Consider the following 15,117-nt stretch of genomic DNA (forward strand, 5'->3'; position numbering starts at 1 on the left):
GCGGGCAACAAACGGTCGGACAATAAACAGGCGGGCAACAAACAGGCGCACAACAACCAGGCGGACAACAACCACACAGGTCAGACAGCTTCCAGGATCATCGCGTTGGCGAGACCCCCCGCCTCGCACATGGTCTGCAGCCCGTAGCGCGCCCCACGATCCCGCATCGCGTGCACCAGCGTGGTCGTCAGACGCGTACCGCTCGCGCCGAGCGGATGCCCGATCGCGATGGCCCCGCCGTGCACGTTGACCTTGGCGAGATCGGCACCCGTCTCCTGCTGCCAGGCCAGAACGACACTGGAGAAGGCCTCGTTGACCTCGAACAGGTCGATGTCGTCGAGCGTGAGCGAGGCCCGGCGGAGCACCTTCTCGGTGGCCGGGATGACGCCGGTGAGCATGAGGAGCGGGTCGGAACCGGTGACGGCGAAACTGTGCAGCCGGGCGAGCGGGCGCAGCCCGAGCCGGGCCGCGGTCTCGCTGGAGGTGATGAGGACGGCGGAGGCGCCGTCGTTGATGGGGCTGGAGTTGCCCGCGGTGATGTTCCACTCGATCTGCGGGAAGCGCTCGGCGTACGCCGGATCGTAGAAGGCGGGCTTCAGACCCCCGAGGATCTCGGTCGTGCTGCCGGGCCGTACGCACTCGTCGCGCGAGGCACCCGCCAAGGGCGCCACCTGGGCGTCGAACAGTCCCGCGTCCCACGCGGTGGCCGCCTTGTGGTGCGAGGAGACCGCGAAGGCGTCCAACTGGTCGCGCGTCATCGACCACTTCGCGGCGATGAGTTCGGCACTGATGCCCTGCGGGACGAGGCCCTCCGGGTAGCGTCCGGCGACACCGGGGCCGAAGGGGTCCGTGCCGGGCAGCACGCTCGACCCCATCGGCACGCGCCCCATGGACTCCACTCCACAGGCCACGACCATGTCGTACGCCCCCGAGATCACGCCCTGCGCCGCGAAGTGCACGGCCTGCTGGGAGGAGCCGCACTGCCGGTCCACCGTGGTCGCGGGCACCGACTCCGGGAACCCCGCCGACAGCACGGCCTGCCGGGTGATGTTGACGGCCTGCTCACCGACCTGGGTGACCGTGCCGCCTATGACGTCATCGATGGCCTCCGGGTCGATCCCAGTGCGCTCGACGAGGGTGCGCAGGGTGTGCGAGAGGAGTTCGACGGGGTGAACCTGAGCGAGGGTGCCGTTCGGCTTGCCCTTGCCTACAGGCGTGCGTACGGCTTCGACGATCACTGCGTCACGCCCAATTTTTACCGACATCGTGCGGGCCTCCAGGAGCAGCAGCTAGAACGAGCAGCAGCTAGAACCACTAGTGAGTAGGAAATCCAAACTCACCATAGCCCTGTCAGTAGGAAAATCAAACCCTCCCTTAAAGTGGTTGTTATGCCCGCCCCCAAAAACAAGAACCAAGACAAGAACAAAGCCCCGCGCCCCTGCTCCATCGCCGACGCCCTCGCGCTCGTGGGCGAGAAGTACTCCCTGCTCGTCCTGAGGGAGGTGTGCCTGGGCAATCGCCGCTTCGACCAGCTGGTCCGCAACATCGGTGCCCCGCGCGACGTCCTGGCCGCCCGGCTGCGCCGCCTCGTCGACGCCGGGATCCTCACCCGGCGGACCTACAGCGAACACCCGCAGCGCTTCGAGTACCGGCCCACGGAGGCGGGTCTCGAACTGGAGCCGGTCCTGATGACCCTCATGGCATGGGGCGACCGTCATCTCCGGAAGGACATCCTCGACCGCCCCATGGTGGTCGAGCACATCTGCGGCAACGAACTGGTCCCGCTCGTCACCTGCACGGCCTGCGGCGACACGGTCCGCCACGAGGACCTGACGGCCCACCCGCAGGCGCCGGGCTGGACGGTCACGGGCCCGACGGCGGCCTGACCAGAAAGTCTGGTCCGGAACTACGACCCCTTGCTGGCGTCCTGGACGTCGTAGACGTCCAACCGCCCGCACATCCCGAACTTCCCGTACGCCGAAGGCTGTTGAGCCCGTACGACCGCGCCGGCAAGGTGCGAGAAGTCGCCCCGCTCAAGCCGGTCGAGCTGCTCCCCCGTGGCCGCTGCGGCGGCCCGCGCCCCCCGCTCCCAGCGCGCACGCCACTCGGCGAGCCGGGGTCGTACCAGCGCGGCGGCGGCCCGGTGGAACGCGGCCAGCGCTTCCGGGCCCTCGGCGGAGCGCAGCGCCTCGTAGCCCTCCAGCGCGAGGTCGCGCCGGGCACGGGCGATCCGTTCCTGCTCCGCTTCGGGCGCGTCGGCCGGGATCACCGTGACGGCGGCGTACGTCTCGGGGTCGGTGAGGTACTCCGGGGGCAGGGTCAGCACCGCGTCCCCCGCCTCGGGCAGCCCGCTGTTCTGCATGAGGACGGTGATGCGCAGGTCGCCCTCGTTCACGAGCCGGTGGACGGTCCCCGGCGTGAACCAGGCGACCGTTCCGGCCGCGAGCGGCGTGACCTCGTACCCGGACGGCGCGCCGGACTTTGTGCCGGACTTTGTGCCGGACTTTGTGCCGGACTTTGTGCCGGACTTTGTGCCGGACATCGTGAGCGTCTGCACCGCGCCGTGCCCACCGGTGACGACGTACCCCTCCGAACAGGTGAGGTGCATATGGGGAGTTCCCCCGCACACTCCGCCATCAGCCTCGGCGGGCCAGTCGTAGACAGACAGATGGGAAACGGCGACCCCGCCCGGCAGCCCGGAGAAGCCCTCCGCACTCGCCCCTTCCCCACCCACCGCAGAGGCGCTCACCACGGCCGCGCTTCCAAATACTTGGCGATCTCCTCCCGCTCCCACGCCCCGTCGGCCACGACGACCCGATAGCGCCGGGTGAGCGTGTCGCCCGGCGCGAGCTCCAGTTCGTCGTAGAAGGCGAAGGAGGGAGCGATCCCCGCGAACGGCTCGTTGCGGACGAACCAGTGGTCGGGATGGGTGCCCTGCGCGCCGGTGTGGTCGTTCTCCGGGGCGTGTGCGAAGACGACGGTCGCGTGGCCGTCGGTGCCGTCGTGTTCGCCGGAGATCGCGAGCCAGGGGCCCTGGCTGCCCATCAGCTCGGGTCCCTCGCCGTCGGGGCCGATGATCCGGCCGTCGCGGAAAGCACGGGGTCCGCGCCAGAACAGGCCCGTGTAGCCGGCGGCCTCGCGTCCCGCGGTGGTCGGACTGCCGAACACGAGCGGCTCGTCACGGCGGTTCGTCACGGCGCTCGTCCACGTCAGCGCCCAGGAACCCGACCCTGTGTCGACGTCGTGCACCTCGATCCGGCGCTGCTCGTCGGCCCAGAGTTCGCCGCTGTACGGGTGCCAGGTCAGCCGTTCGGCGATGACGAGACGCTCGGCGCCCGAGTCGGTGTGGATGTCGATCTCGTCGAAGGCGACATGGGCCATCGACCCGACCCGCTCTGGGAGTTCGAGATACCCCTTACCGTGAACGTATGTGTTGCCGCCCCACAGGTTGGCGCCCGACAGATGCGAGGCGGTGAGCTGAAGGCCCTTGTGCCAGCGGTGGTCGTTGGGCCGGTAGTCCGTGACGATGTCACCGGCCAGCGTCCTGATCGGGTGGAGATACGGCTTCGGCGCCTCCCAGGCGGCCTCGGGCCGGTACACGTAGCTGAACAGCTCGACGCCGGTGACCGGTTCGGTCACCGTGACGCGGTCGCCGTGCGCGTGGACGATACGCAGGCCGGTCACGCCGACACCTCCTCGCGCGCCACAGGCGCCCAGCCGGGGGCGCCACCGTGCAGCGCCGTGTAGTAGGGGTCGCCTGGGCCGATCTCGCCCGCCCGTACGGTCGTGTCCGTGAACGCCGACTTGTAGAGCGCGGTGATCAGTTCGAGGCTGGTGCGCCCGTCCGTGCCGCTGCTGCGCGGCCGTTCACCGGCCCGCATGCTCACGACCAGTTCACGCAGCTGCTCCAGGTGCGAGCTGGGCACGTCCCGCCCGAAGTCCTGCCAGGCGGCGACCTCCTCGCCCGAGACGTCCGGGGCGGGTGTGATGCGCCAGTTGTCGTTGCTGTGCCCGTACAGGTGGGTGAGTTCGACGGTGGCGCGCTCGCAGTCGATGCGGATACGGCTGACCTCGTCGGGGCTCAGCACGCTGTTCACGACGGTCGCCATCGCGCCGTTCTCGAAACGGACCAGGGCGGTCGAGACGTCCTCGGTCTCCACGTCGTGCACCAGCCGCCCGGCCATGGCCTTCACCTCGCTCCACGGCCCGAGCAGATCCAGCAGCAGGTCCATCTGGTGGATGCCGTGTCCCATCGCGGGACCGCCGCCCTCGGTCTCCCAGCGCCCGCGCCAGGGCACGGCGTAGTACGCGGTGTCGCGGTACCAGGTGGTCTGGCAGTGCGCCACGAGCGGCCGGCCCAGGGCCCCCTCGGCGAGCAGCCGGCGCACATGCCGGGTGCCCGACCCGAAGCGGTGCTGGAAGACGATGGAGGCGTACGGGCCGCCGGCCGTCCCCTGTCCTGGGCCCTCTTCGTCCTCCACGGCGTCGAAGTCGGCCAGCGTCGGTACCGGCGGCTTCTCGCACCACACCCAGGCGCCGGCCCGCAGCGCGGCGACGGTCTGCGCGCGGTGCAGGGTGGGCGGGGTGCAGATGGTGACGAGGTCGGGCCGCTGTTCCCGGAGCATCCGATCGAGATCGGTGTAGGCGTGCGGGATCCCGGCCTCGGCGCAGAAGGACTCGGCCGAGTTGGCATCGATGTCAACGGCGGCGACGACCTCGGTCTCGCCCTCCTCGGCGAGCCGGGCGAGCGCCGGGAAATGGGAGCCGCGGCCGATGGCTCCGGCGCCGACCACGGCGGCCCTGATGCGGCGCCCGGCGAGCGGCGGCAAGGGCTGGAACGCCCCGGGGCGGGTGACGGGTGTGGACATGGGCGTGATCAGCACTCCTCCGGAGACAGCTAGCGCGTCCAGCAAGCGCTTTCCTCCGCTGCAACGTATGCGCCGCCCCCGCAGCAGGTCAACACCGCGAAGCCGCCGTCTCCGGACCGCCCGTGAAACCTCTGTGCCCGGAGTCACCCCACGCGCGCGAAACCCCTGTGTCCGGCCTGTCACACGGGGACGCTACGCTGCCTCTCATACACACTCGATCACCGCGCGCGGCGTTTTGGTGTGTCCTTTGCCGCTCCGCGATCAGCACTTGGACGTCGTCACTCCATGTCTTGGTTTGAATCCCTCATCCTCGGACTCGTCCAGGGGCTGACCGAGTTCCTCCCCGTCTCCTCCAGCGCGCATCTGCGGCTGACGGCGGCCTTCTCCGGCTGGAAGGACCCGGGCGCGGCGTTCACGGCGATCACACAGCTCGGGACGGAGGCGGCGGTGCTGATCTACTTCCGTCAGGATGTCGGGCGGATTCTCGCCGCCTGGTTCCGGTCGCTCACGAACAAGGAGATGCGGCGCGATCACGACGCCCAGATGGGCTGGCTGGTGATCGTCGGCTCCATCCCGATCGGTGTGCTCGGAGTCACGCTCAAGGACCAGATCGAGGGACCGTTCCGCGACCTGCGCATCACCGCCACGATGCTGATCGTGATGGGCGTCGTCATCGGCGTCGCCGACCGCCTCGCGGCCCGCGACGAGACGGGCGGCCGGCACCGGGCACCCCAGCAGCGCAAGACACTGGAGAACCTGAACGCCAAGGACGGCCTGCTGTACGGCCTTTGCCAGGCGATGGCCCTCGTCCCCGGCGTCTCCCGCTCGGGCGCGACCATCAGCGGCGGCCTCTTCATGGGCTACACCCGTGAGGCGGCGGCCCGTTACTCCTTCCTCCTCGCCATGCCGGCCGTACTGGCCTCGGGCGCCTTCGAGTTGAAGGACGCGGCGGCGGGCGGGCATGTCGCGTGGGGCCCGACGATATTCGCGACGCTGATCGCGTTCGTGGTCGGATACGCCGTGATCGCCTGGTTCATGAAGTTCATCTCGCACAAGAGCTTCATGCCGTTCGTCTACTACCGCATCGCGCTCGGCATCGTCATCATCGCGCTGGTGACGGCGGGCGTACTGAGCCCGCACGCGGCCGAGTCGGCGAACTGAGCTACCCCTCGGGCAGGGCGGGAGCCCAGGGCTCGGGTTCGATCCGGACGCCGTTGGCGACGTAGGCGATGGTGCGGTACCACCCCGCCAGCACAAGGAATTCGATCGCCTCGGGTTCGTCGAGATGCTCCCGCAGGCCGGCCCAGGCCGCGTCACTCAACTGCGCGTCGGCATGGAGTTCGTCAACGGCTCGGAGCAGCGCGGACTGCCGGGGCGACCAGGCCGGGTCGTCGGGTTTTCCGGTCACTGTCAAGGTGACCTGCGGCGGGGTGAGTTGGGCGGTTTCGGCGTACGTCGCCATGTGGACGCCCCACTCGTAGGCGCAGCCGGCGCGGGCGCAGACGCGGGCGATGACGAGTTCGCGGTCGGCGGCGCCCAGGCGGCCGTGGACGAGGAGCCCGGCGCCCAACGCCCGCATGCGTGAGGCGAGTTCGGGGTGGCGTTCGAGGACCTTGAAGAGCATGAGGGGTTCGCGGGTGACGCCGGGCGGCATCCAGCGGTGCAGGGCGCGGTCGGTGTCGGGGGTGTAGGGCGGGGTGACTCCTTCGATGCGCTGTTTCATGTCCACCGACTCTTGCGCTTCTGAAATCGAAGCGCAAGAGTGAACCAGGAAATCGCCATGAGCCAGGCGAGGAGGCCCCGTTGGAACCGACCCCGACCCCCACCCCCGGTCGCCCCGTACGCGGATCGACTACCGGCCGCCCCGTCATGGCCGCGCTCGACCTCCTCGGCCGGCGCTGGACACTCCGCGTGATCTGGGAACTCCACCAACACGCCACCCCCATCGGCTTCCGCGACCTGCGACGCCGCTGCGACGACATGTCCTCCAGCGTCCTCTCCACCCGTCTCACGGAGCTGCGCGAGTCGGACATCGCGGCACAGACACCCGACGGGGCATGGCAGTTGACCCCGCTCGGCGGGGACCTCGTGACGGCGATGGGGCCGTTGTCGGAGTGGTCCCGGGTGTGGGCCGAGCGGCCGGGGTGAGCCAACCCTTGGCGCTGACTCAGCAGTTCGCCCGGGTGACGTCCGAGTACCTTGACCACTGCCGCACTTCGGCCCTCGCCGCGTCCGGCGCCTCACCGGGGCCGGAATCCCGGACGGCGACCTGCTCGACACGGGCTGGGCACTGTGGGGTCTCATCCGCTACTGCCGCTCGACCGGCGCCGACCCGGAAGTGATCGCCCTGCTCGACCGGGCCGTCTCGGGCGATCCCGACGGGAACGTGGGATTCCTTGACCACGCCGAGGTGTACGACGGTTTCGGCGATCCGCCCCGGCTGCTCGCCCCCGCCGCGGTCGCCGACATCGCCGCCGCACTCGACCGCGTCCAACTCGGCGACCTGCTCGCGGACATGCCGGCGTCCCCTGCGGACGCTGCCGCCGTCTGCGGATTCGGGGCTGGACTCAGGGGCGCATTCAGCGGCGGCGGGCGAGACCATCCGGCCGAACACATCGTCGCCGTGCGGGAGTTCTACCGCACCGCCGCACGTCACTCCCAGTGCGTCGTCACGTGGGTCGACTGAGCGTCCGGCCCGCCCCGGAGCCCCGTTCTGCCGCGCCCGTGACCAACCCCATACGGTCTGAGTAGCCGTCCGGTAGCGCAGTGTCAGTCCTTGCCCCTAGGCTGTTCGCATGTCCCCCGATTTCGTGTCCCCTGGTTCCGTGCGGTCTGCTGCCGAGGTGAACGAGCAGATCCGGGCACTTTGGCTGCGTGCGGGCGGCTCGCTCTCCACCCAAGAGCGGGAGGAATACGAGCTGTTGGTGGTCGAGTGGGCCGCCGCGATCCGCGACGAGGTCATCGCGGCAGCCTGACCCCCGGCAGTGCATAGGATCCACCGCGTGGAGCATCTCAGCAGCGTGCCGCAGCGCCAGGGGCTCGTCATCTTCCTGAACGGCACGTCCAGTTCGGGCAAGTCGAGCATCGCGGCCGAGCTGCTGCGGATCCTGGACGAGCCGTACTTCCATATGCCGGTCGACACGTTCCACGCGATGCGCTCACCGGTCCCGATCGACCCCGGCGACCTCGACACCGTGCTGCACCGCACCTGGCGGGGCTATCACCGTGCCGTCGCCGGGATGGCCGCCGCCGGCAACAACGTCGTCGTGGACCATGTGTTGAGCGCCGAGTGGCGGCTGCGGGACTGTCTCTCGCTGTTCGTCCCGGAGGATGTAGTGCTCGTCGGCGTGCACTGTCCGCCGGAGGAGCTGGACCGCCGCGAGCGCGAACGCGCCGACCGGCCGACCGGTCTCGCCGCCCGCCAGCTCACCCAGGTCCACGCGCACCGTGTCTACGACATCGAGTGCGACACCGCGCGCTGGGACCCGAGCGAGTGTGCCCGCCGTATCAAGGACTTCCTGCCCGGCAGACCGAGACCGACGGCGTTCGAGCGGCTGCGGGCCGCGGCATAGGGCTCGCTCACCCTCCGCCCGACACCCGCAGCAGCGCGCCCGTCGCATACGACGCGTCCCGCGACAACGGCCACGCGATCACGGCACAGGCCTCGCTCAACCTCCCCGCCCGACACCCGCAGACCCCCCTCGCATCGGACACGTCCGCCGACAACGGCCGGAAGCGCACGGCACAGCGCTCACCTCCCGCCCGACACCCGCAACACCGCGCCCGTCGCATACGACGCGTCCGGCGACATCAGCCACGCGATCGCGGCGGCGACCTCCTCGGCCTGGCCCGCGCGGCCCAGCGGGATCGAGGCCGCCGCTCGCTGTGCGCGGTCCGGGTCGCCCTGCCTCGCGTGGATCTCCGTGTCGATGATGCCGGGAGCCACCGCGTTGACGCGGATGCCGTCGGGGCCGAGTTCCTTGGCGAGGCCCAGGGTGAGGGCGTCGACGGCGGCCTTCGTGGCGGCGTAGTGGACGTGGTCCCCGGGGCTGCCGAGGGTCGCGGCGGACGACGACACGTTGACGATCACGCCGTTTCCCCGGGCCGTCATCGTCCGCGCGGCGCGGCGTGAACACAGCAGTGTGCCCAGGAGGTTGACCTCGACGACCCGGCGCAGGTCGGCGGGGTCGGTGTCGGCGAGCCGGCCGAACGGTCCGGTGATCCCGGCGTTGTTCACCAGCCCGGTGACCGGCCCGAGTTGCTTCTCCGCCGCCGTGAAGAGCCGCTCGACGTCCGCCTCGACGGATGTGTCGGCCCGCACGCACACCGAACGGGCCCCGGTCCGCCGTACCGCGTCCGCCACCTCCTCGGCGGCCCTCGCGTCCCGGAGATACCCCACCACCACGTCGTGCCCGTCCTCCGCGAGCCGTCGGCAGGTCGCCGCGCCGATCCCCCGGCTGCCGCCCGTGACGACCGTGACAAGGCGCTTCATGAGCACTCCCTGCGACGAATACCGATGACTGTCGATGAATATCGACGAGTAACCACCCAATGTTCCCCACCTTGTCCCCGCGTACCCCTTGGCGCGACACGCTCCGTAGCCAACACTGATCCGATGACGCAGCGTGTGGAACTGGCGATTGTGATGGACCGGCTGGCCGTGGACGAACTGATCACCGAATACGCGGTGGCGGTGGACGACGGCGACTGGGAGGCGTACCGGAAACTGTTCGCCCCGGACGGGCGTGCCGACTACCGGTCCGCCGGAGGGATCGAGGGGGACGCGGCACAGGTCGCCGGGTGGCTCGCGGAGAGCATGAAGCTGTTCCCGATGCGGCAGCACCTGATCGTCAACCGGCGGATCCGCTTCGGCGCCCTGGACCAGAACAGCGACGACACCGCACGCGTCCAGGCGGACTACGTCAATCCGATGCGCTTCGCCAAAGAGGACGACAGCGACACCTCCACCGCTCCCGACTTCGTCTGCGGCGGGCGGTACGTGTTCGGACTGCTCCGGACGTACGACGGCTGGCGGCTGACCGAGGTCACCGTGGAGGAGAAGTGGCGGCGTCTTCCCGAACGGCGCCCGGAAGCCGTGATCAACTGATACGACCGGATCGGCGTCCGCCGTCCGGAATCGGCCGCGGCACGCACACTGGAGCCACCAGCGGGTAGGGGGTTCATATGAAGACCTTCGGCGACTGGCTCGTCTCCCCCTGGCGGCGATCCGTGCTCGCCGTACTCGCGGGCACGCTGCCCGTGTTCGCGTTCCCCGCCCCGTCCCTGTGGTGGTTCGCCTACCTCGCGCTCGTCCCCTGGATCCTGCTGACGCGCTCGGCGCCGACCGGGCGGCGGGCGGTCTACGACGGCTGGTGCGGTGGGCTCGGTTTCATGCTGGCCGTGCACAGCTGGCTGGTGCCGAGCCTGAGCGTGTTCATCGTGGTCATCGCCGGGCTGCTGGGCGTGCTGTGGGCGCCGTGGGGCTGGCTGGTGCGCCGCTTCCTCGGTGGCGTGCCGTCGGCGCGGCGGGGCGCCGCCGCCCTCCTGGTCCTGCCCTCGGGCTGGCTGACGGTCGAACTCGTGCGGTCCTGGCAGGGGTTGGGCGGCCCCTGGGGTCTGCTCGGTTCCACCCAGTGGCAGGTGGAACCCGCGTTGCGGCTCGCGTCCGTCGGCGGGGTGTGGCTGCTGAGCTTCCTGGTGGTCGCCGTCAATGTCGCGGTCGCCGTGCTGATCGCGGTCCGGGCGGTGCGGGTGCCCGCCGTCGCCGGACTTCTCGTCACCGCCGCCGTGACCTCGGCGGCCTGGATGTGGTCACCGCGCCCCGACGTCGACGGCCGCGTCCGGATCGCCGTCGTACAGCCCGGGATGATCGACGGCGACGAAAGCGGCGACCGGCGCTTCGACCGCGAGGAGCAGCTGACCCGCCAACTCGCCGGTCAGGGCGTCGACTTGATCGCCTGGGGCGAGAGCAGCGTCAGCTTCGACCTCACCAAGCGGCCGGACTACGCGCGCCGTATCGCCGCCCTCTCCCAGGAGACCGGCGCCGACATCCTGGTCAACGTGGACGCCGAACGCTCCGACAGGCCCGGGATCTACAAGAGTTCCATCCTGGTCGGCCCGAACGGCCTCACCGGCGACCGCTACGACAAGATGCGGCTCGTCCCCTTCGGCGAGTACATCCCGTTCCGCTCGCTGCTCGGCTGGGCCACCTCGGTCGGCAAGGCGGCGGGCGTGGACCGCAGGCACGGCACCGAGCAGGTCGTGATGAACGTGGGGCACGGGCTGCGCATCGGCCCGCTGATCTGCTTCGAGACCGCGTTCCCCGACATGAGCCGCCATCTCGCCCAGGACGGCGCCGACGTCCTGCTCGCCCAGTCCTCGACCTCGTCCTTCCAGAACAGCTGGGCCCCCGAACAGCACGCCACACTCGCCGCCCTGCGCGCCGCCGAGACCGGCCGCCCGGTGGTCCACGCCACCCTGACCGGCGTCTCAGCCGTCTACGGCCCGAGCGGACAGCGCATCGGCCCGTGGATCGGCACGAACGCCAGCACGACCCGGGTCTACGACGTCCCCCTCGCGCACGGTGTCACCCCGTACGTCCGCTACGGCGCCTGGCCGGTGGGTGTGGCGCTGCTGGTGCTCGCGGCCATGTGCGCCGGCGAGGGCGCGGTGGCGTTCAGGCTGCGGCGGAGCGGTCCGCGACCGCTCGCACCACCCGCTCGCACAGTTCGTGAGTCGCCAGCGCGTCCCGGGCACTGAGCACCTTTCCGGCGCGTACGGCGTCCAGGAAGGCGAGCACGGCCTGCTCGATGCCCCGCTGCCGGGCCACCGGCACCCAGTCGCCCCGGCGCCTTATGGTCGGCTGGCCCTTGTGGTCGACGACCTCGGCGAGGTTGAGGACCTGACGCTTGGTGTCCTGGCCCGAGACCTCCAGGATCTCCTCCACCGAGCCGCTGAGCCGGTTCATCACCCCGAGCGCGGTGAAGCCGTCGCCGGAGAGCTGGAGCACGAGGTGGTGCAGCAGCCCGTCCTGGGTGCGGGCGCGCACGGTCACGTCCTCGACCGGCCCCGGCACCAGGAACCGCAGGGTGTCCACGATGTGGATGAAGTCGTCCAGGATCATCGCGCGCGGCTCCTCGGCGAGCCCGATCCGGTTCTTCTGCATCAGGATCAACTCGCGCGGGTGGTCGGCGCACTGCGCGTACCCGGGGGCGTAGCGGCGGTTGAAGCCGACCGCAAGCGACACGTTCCGCTCCTCGGCGAGCCGCACCAGCCGTTCGGAGTCGGCGAGTTGGTAGGCGAGGGGCTTGTCGACGTACGTCGGTACGCCTGCCTCCAGCAGCCGGGTCACGATCTCGGGGTGCGCGGTGGTGGGCGCGTGCACGAACGCGGCGTCGAGGTGCTGGGCGAGGAGCGCGTCGAGGTCCGTGTGCCGTTGTTCCGCCGGCAGGTGGAGTCCGTCGGCGACCCGGGCCAGCGTGGCGGGGGTGCGGGTCTGCAGATGCAGTTCGACACCGGGCAGGCCGCCGAGAACCGGCAGGTAGGCCTTCTGCGCGATGTCACCGAGTCCGATGCAGCCGACCTTCACGGAGCCTCCCTGGCGCTTGCCCTGCGGTACCTCGGAAGCATACGGCGGGGGGATATCCGCTGGTGCGTGCGGACCTGGCACGCGAGGATGCGGGCATGACCATCGAGCGCAGTGAACCCGCGACCACCGCCGACGAACGCACCATGCTGGAGGGCTGGCTCACGTACCACCGGGAGACCCTGGCCTGGAAGTGCGAGGGGCTGAGCGACGAGCAGTTGAGGACCGCGTCCGTGGAGCCGTCCACGCTGTCGCTCATGGGCCTGGTGCGGCACATGGCGGAGGTGGAGCGGGGCTGGTTCCGCTCCGTCATGGCGGACGAGAAGCCGGGTCCGATCTACTCCAGCGACGAGGACCCGGACGGCGATTTCCACCTCACCGAGGCGGACACCTGGGCGGAGGCGCACAGCACCTGGCGGGCCGAGATCGCGGCGGCGAACGAGCAGGCGGCCCGGTTCGCCCTGGACGACGTCTCCGTGGGCAAGCACCGGCGCACCGGTGAGCGCTTCAACCTGCGCTGGATCTACACGCACATGATCGAGGAGTACGCGCGGCACAACGGCCACGCCGACCTGCTCCGTGAGCGGATCGACGGCAACACCGGCGACTGACGTCACGTCACCCGGGGCGGGCGGGCGCCGTCCGTAAGGGGCCGGAGATCACCCGTGTGGGGCATCATCCGCCCGTCCGCTGTTCCCAACGGGGCCGGAACCAGCAGAGTTGCGCGGGTGCATCGAACGACGACCACCGCAACGCTCCTGGTCACCGTGGCTGTCTCGGCCCTCTCCGGCTGTGTGACCGTCCAGCGGCCACCCGCCCTCGCCCCTGCCGCGCCACCGTCCCAAGCGTCGGTGCCGCGCCCGGACGGCAGCGCGGAACCGCAGGTCGTGCAGGCCCCGGCACGGGAGGCACTGGAGCTGATCGACCCGTCCCACCGCCCGAAACCGGCCCCGCATCCGCCGCACCGCGCACCGGCCGTGCCCCCGAAGGCGGCACAGGCACCGGTCCCCCGCGCACACCCGCGTCCCCAGCCCCACCCTCGTCCGCACCCTGAGCCGCGCCATCCACGGCAGCCGGGCGCGGACATCCCCGACGTGGTGAAGTCGGTGCCGAAGAACACGGCGGACGTGTGCGCCCTGGGCAGGAAGTACGGCGGCTGGAAGCCGGACAGCCCCCAGTCGGTCATCTGCGGGCAGACGTACAGCCGTTGAGGCCTGCGGAACCCGGCAGGCGGAACCGGGCGGGCGGAACCGGGTCGGCGGGACCGGGCCGGCCTGACCTCAGGGCCGCTGTCTCGGCGGCCCCCAGGTCCCGTCTCCCGCCGCTCCTCCTTCGGCGTCGAGCCGCAGCTCCAGTCTGCTGATCGCGGCCCTTACGCCGTTGCCGTAGCCGTCGTCGGCGAGGACCGCGCAGGCGCCGCGGGCGCGGTGGAGGTGGGTGCGGGCGGCGTCGGCGCGGCCGAGTTTCACATAGTCGGCGGCGAGGTTGAGGTGCAGGGAGGCGTAGAAGGCGCGCACCGCGATCGCCCCCTCCTCGCCGGTCTCCCCCGTCTCCCGCCCGTCCGTGAGCTCGTCCGCCGCCGACAACGCCCGGAGATCCCAGGCGAGTTCATCGGTCGGGTCGTCCTGGGTGTCGGCCAGGTAGTGGGCCAGGGTGCAGCGGTGGAGCGGGTCGCCGTCCTCGCCCAGCTCCGCCCACAGGCCCAGCAACCGATCCCGGGCCTCCTCGCGGTCGCCGCCGTGGTGCAGCATGACGACCTGTCCGATCCGCGTCAGCAGAGCGTCCGGCGCCGCCTGTCCCTGTCGCTCCGCCACCGCGTCCTCCGCACCTCGTCAGCCGCCGTCGGCTGTCCCTGTCGACGCTAACTCGGCGCACTGACAATCCCCGTCAGGCGGCCCCGGACCGGCCCGGTGGGGTCAGCCCAGGTTCGGGATGCGCCAGTCGATCGGGGTGTGGCCCTGCCGGGCGACGGCCTCGTCGATCTGGGTGAACGGGCGGGAGCCGAAGAACTTCTTGGCGGACAGCGGGGAGGGGTGTGCGCCCTTGACGACGATGTGCCGCTCCTCGTCGATCAGGGGGAGCTTCTTCTGCGCGTAGTTGCCCCACAGGACGAAGACCGCCGGGTCGGGGCGGTCGGCCACCGCGCGGATCACCGCGTCGGTGAACTTCTCCCAGCCCTTGCCCTTGTGCGAGTTCGCCTCGCCGGAGCGGACCGTGAGCACCGCGTTGAGCAGCAGGACGCCCTGCTGGGCCCACGGCATCAGATAGCCGTTGTCCGGGATCGGGAGGTCCAGCTCCTCCTTCATCTCCTTGTAGATGTTCCGGAGGGAGGGCGGGGTCTTCACCCCGGGGCGGACCGAGAAGCACAGGCCGTGGCCCTGGCCCTCGCCGTGGTACGGGTCCTGACCGAGGACCAGCACCTTCACCTGGTCGTACGGCGTCGCCTCCAGCGCGGCGAAGACCTCCTCGCGCGGAGGGTAGACCGGACCCTTCGCCCGCTCCTCCTCGACGAACTCGGTCAGCTCCTTGAAGTAGGGCTGCTGAAGCTCGTCGCCCAGGACCCCGCGCCAGGACTCGGGGAGCATGGAGATGTCGGTCACGTCAACTTCCTTACCGTGTGCGGCAACTGCGATGCGGAGGGACCGCCATGTGCCGTCGCCTCCA

At 70.6% G+C, this 15,117-nt stretch carries 19 protein-coding genes; 10 read left to right on the forward strand and 9 right to left on the reverse strand.

The features are described from left to right. Nucleotides 1-80: 80 nt before the first annotated feature. Nucleotides 81-1,265: a thiolase family protein gene (locus ACIQBL_RS20975; protein ID WP_401943902.1), complete on the reverse strand. Its 1,185-nt coding sequence runs from the start codon at nucleotides 1,263-1,265 to the stop codon at nucleotides 81-83. A 123-nt stretch (nucleotides 1,266-1,388) separates the two neighbouring features. On the opposite strand from ACIQBL_RS20975, the gene ACIQBL_RS20980 reads away from it, so the two are divergent. Further along, nucleotides 1,389-1,886 (forward strand): winged helix-turn-helix transcriptional regulator, encoded by a 498-nt coding sequence (locus ACIQBL_RS20980; protein ID WP_401943903.1) that lies wholly within the window; start codon nucleotides 1,389-1,391, stop codon nucleotides 1,884-1,886. Between the two features lie 20 nt (nucleotides 1,887-1,906). Here the strand turns inward: ACIQBL_RS20980 and ACIQBL_RS20985 are convergent, their stop codons facing one another. The 3 genes from ACIQBL_RS20985 to ACIQBL_RS20995 all read right to left on the reverse strand — a co-directional run bounded on the left by ACIQBL_RS20985 (nucleotide 1,907) and on the right by ACIQBL_RS20995 (nucleotide 4,868). Beyond that, a complete protein-coding gene (locus tag ACIQBL_RS20985) occupies nucleotides 1,907-2,608 on the reverse strand; it encodes a cupin (RefSeq protein ID WP_401943904.1) in 702 nt (233 codons plus the stop codon). 137 nt (nucleotides 2,609-2,745) lie between these two features. Beyond that, nucleotides 2,746-3,684 carry a PmoA family protein gene (locus ACIQBL_RS20990; protein ID WP_401943905.1) on the reverse strand — a complete coding sequence of 313 codons (939 nt, stop codon included), beginning with the start codon at nucleotides 3,682-3,684 and terminating at the stop codon, nucleotides 2,746-2,748. Then, complete coding sequence (locus ACIQBL_RS20995; RefSeq protein WP_401943906.1) at nucleotides 3,681-4,868, reverse strand: Gfo/Idh/MocA family protein; 1,188 nt, start codon at nucleotides 4,866-4,868, stop codon at nucleotides 3,681-3,683. Before ACIQBL_RS20995 ends, ACIQBL_RS20990 begins: the two co-directional genes overlap by 4 nt. A 285-nt stretch (nucleotides 4,869-5,153) precedes the next feature. Here ACIQBL_RS20995 and ACIQBL_RS21000 point away from each other — a divergent pair, with 285 nt between their 5' ends. Beyond that, nucleotides 5,154-6,029 carry an undecaprenyl-diphosphate phosphatase gene (locus ACIQBL_RS21000; RefSeq protein ID WP_401943907.1) on the forward strand — a complete coding sequence of 292 codons (876 nt, stop codon included), beginning with the start codon at nucleotides 5,154-5,156 and terminating at the stop codon, nucleotides 6,027-6,029. Nucleotide 6,030: 1 nt separating this feature from the next. Here ACIQBL_RS21000 and ACIQBL_RS21005 read toward each other — a convergent pair whose 3' ends face one another. Next, nucleotides 6,031-6,591, reverse strand: coding sequence for a carboxymuconolactone decarboxylase family protein (locus ACIQBL_RS21005; RefSeq protein ID WP_401943908.1), 561 nt, complete (start codon nucleotides 6,589-6,591; stop codon nucleotides 6,031-6,033). Nucleotides 6,592-6,737: 146 nt separating this feature from the next. Between ACIQBL_RS21005 and ACIQBL_RS21010 the strand changes: the two genes are divergently transcribed. From ACIQBL_RS21010 to ACIQBL_RS21025, 4 genes are all read left to right on the forward strand, one after another. Beyond that, nucleotides 6,738-7,016 carry a winged helix-turn-helix transcriptional regulator gene (locus ACIQBL_RS21010; RefSeq protein ID WP_401944051.1) on the forward strand — a complete coding sequence of 93 codons (279 nt, stop codon included), beginning with the start codon at nucleotides 6,738-6,740 and terminating at the stop codon, nucleotides 7,014-7,016. Nucleotides 7,017-7,206: 190 nt separating this feature from the next. Continuing rightward, on the forward strand, nucleotides 7,207-7,554 hold the full coding sequence (locus ACIQBL_RS21015; RefSeq protein WP_401943910.1) for a hypothetical protein: 348 nt from the start codon (nucleotides 7,207-7,209) through the stop codon (nucleotides 7,552-7,554). A gap of 109 nt (nucleotides 7,555-7,663) precedes the next feature. After that, nucleotides 7,664-7,843 (forward strand): hypothetical protein, encoded by a 180-nt coding sequence (locus tag ACIQBL_RS21020; protein ID WP_401943911.1) that lies wholly within the window; start codon nucleotides 7,664-7,666, stop codon nucleotides 7,841-7,843. Nucleotides 7,844-7,870: 27 nt separating this feature from the next. After that, nucleotides 7,871-8,440 carry a chloramphenicol phosphotransferase CPT family protein gene (locus tag ACIQBL_RS21025; RefSeq protein ID WP_401943912.1) on the forward strand — a complete coding sequence of 190 codons (570 nt, stop codon included), beginning with the start codon at nucleotides 7,871-7,873 and terminating at the stop codon, nucleotides 8,438-8,440. A gap of 179 nt (nucleotides 8,441-8,619) precedes the next feature. Here ACIQBL_RS21025 and ACIQBL_RS21030 read toward each other — a convergent pair whose 3' ends face one another. Then, nucleotides 8,620-9,360, reverse strand: a complete 741-nt coding sequence (locus ACIQBL_RS21030; protein WP_401943914.1) for an SDR family NAD(P)-dependent oxidoreductase — start codon at nucleotides 9,358-9,360, stop codon at nucleotides 8,620-8,622. 123 nt (nucleotides 9,361-9,483) lie between these two features. Here ACIQBL_RS21030 and ACIQBL_RS21035 point away from each other — a divergent pair, with 123 nt between their 5' ends. Both ACIQBL_RS21035 and lnt read left to right on the forward strand, forming a co-directional pair. Next, complete coding sequence (locus tag ACIQBL_RS21035) at nucleotides 9,484-9,975, forward strand: nuclear transport factor 2 family protein (RefSeq protein WP_401943916.1); 492 nt, start codon at nucleotides 9,484-9,486, stop codon at nucleotides 9,973-9,975. 77 nt (nucleotides 9,976-10,052) lie between these two features. Continuing rightward, nucleotides 10,053-11,627: an apolipoprotein N-acyltransferase gene (lnt, locus tag ACIQBL_RS21040; RefSeq protein WP_401943918.1), complete on the forward strand. Its 1,575-nt coding sequence runs from the start codon at nucleotides 10,053-10,055 to the stop codon at nucleotides 11,625-11,627. Here lnt and ACIQBL_RS21045 read toward each other — a convergent pair. Next, on the reverse strand, nucleotides 11,545-12,456 hold the full coding sequence (locus ACIQBL_RS21045) for a Gfo/Idh/MocA family protein (protein WP_401943919.1): 912 nt from the start codon (nucleotides 12,454-12,456) through the stop codon (nucleotides 11,545-11,547). The genes lnt and ACIQBL_RS21045 overlap by 83 nt on opposite strands. A gap of 95 nt (nucleotides 12,457-12,551) precedes the next feature. Here ACIQBL_RS21045 and ACIQBL_RS21050 point away from each other — a divergent pair, with 95 nt between their 5' ends. Then, on the forward strand, nucleotides 12,552-13,064 hold the full coding sequence (locus ACIQBL_RS21050; protein WP_401943920.1) for a DinB family protein: 513 nt from the start codon (nucleotides 12,552-12,554) through the stop codon (nucleotides 13,062-13,064). 117 nt (nucleotides 13,065-13,181) lie between these two features. Beyond that, nucleotides 13,182-13,664 (forward strand): hypothetical protein, encoded by a 483-nt coding sequence (locus ACIQBL_RS21055; RefSeq protein WP_401943922.1) that lies wholly within the window; start codon nucleotides 13,182-13,184, stop codon nucleotides 13,662-13,664. A 69-nt stretch (nucleotides 13,665-13,733) separates the two neighbouring features. Here the strand turns inward: ACIQBL_RS21055 and ACIQBL_RS21060 are convergent, their stop codons facing one another. Both ACIQBL_RS21060 and ung read right to left on the reverse strand, forming a co-directional pair. Beyond that, nucleotides 13,734-14,267, reverse strand: coding sequence for a hypothetical protein (locus ACIQBL_RS21060; protein ID WP_401943923.1), 534 nt, complete (start codon nucleotides 14,265-14,267; stop codon nucleotides 13,734-13,736). Between the two features lie 102 nt (nucleotides 14,268-14,369). Further along, a complete protein-coding gene (ung, locus tag ACIQBL_RS21065) occupies nucleotides 14,370-15,053 on the reverse strand; it encodes a uracil-DNA glycosylase (protein WP_401943925.1) in 684 nt (227 codons plus the stop codon). Nucleotides 15,054-15,117 lie beyond the last annotated feature (64 nt).

Source organism: Streptomyces sp. NPDC088350 (assembly GCF_044753545.1).
Classification (GTDB): Bacteria; Actinomycetota; Actinomycetes; order Streptomycetales; family Streptomycetaceae; genus Streptomyces.

Bases quoted from the DNA above. Each gene is read 5' to 3' on its own strand.
- ACIQBL_RS20975 (WP_401943902.1), bottom strand. From the start codon at position 1,265: ATGTCGGTAAAAATTGGGCGTGACGCAGTGATCGTCGAAGCCGTACGC.
- ACIQBL_RS20980 (WP_401943903.1), top strand. From the start codon at position 1,389: ATGCCCGCCCCCAAAAACAAGAACCAAGACAAGAACAAAGCCCCGCGC.
- ACIQBL_RS20985 (WP_401943904.1), bottom strand. From the start codon at position 2,608: ATGCACCTCACCTGTTCGGAGGGGTACGTCGTCACCGGTGGGCACGGC.
- ACIQBL_RS20995 (WP_401943906.1), bottom strand. From the start codon at position 4,868: ATGTCCACACCCGTCACCCGCCCCGGGGCGTTCCAGCCCTTGCCGCCG.
- ACIQBL_RS21000 (WP_401943907.1), top strand. From the start codon at position 5,154: ATGTCTTGGTTTGAATCCCTCATCCTCGGACTCGTCCAGGGGCTGACC.
- ACIQBL_RS21005 (WP_401943908.1), bottom strand. From the start codon at position 6,591: ATGAAACAGCGCATCGAAGGAGTCACCCCGCCCTACACCCCCGACACC.
- ACIQBL_RS21010 (WP_401944051.1), top strand. From the start codon at position 6,738: ATGGCCGCGCTCGACCTCCTCGGCCGGCGCTGGACACTCCGCGTGATC.
- ACIQBL_RS21020 (WP_401943911.1), top strand. From the start codon at position 7,664: ATGTCCCCCGATTTCGTGTCCCCTGGTTCCGTGCGGTCTGCTGCCGAG.
- ACIQBL_RS21030 (WP_401943914.1), bottom strand. From the start codon at position 9,360: ATGAAGCGCCTTGTCACGGTCGTCACGGGCGGCAGCCGGGGGATCGGC.
- ACIQBL_RS21035 (WP_401943916.1), top strand. From the start codon at position 9,484: ATGACGCAGCGTGTGGAACTGGCGATTGTGATGGACCGGCTGGCCGTG.
- lnt (WP_401943918.1), top strand. From the start codon at position 10,053: ATGAAGACCTTCGGCGACTGGCTCGTCTCCCCCTGGCGGCGATCCGTG.
- ACIQBL_RS21050 (WP_401943920.1), top strand. From the start codon at position 12,552: ATGACCATCGAGCGCAGTGAACCCGCGACCACCGCCGACGAACGCACC.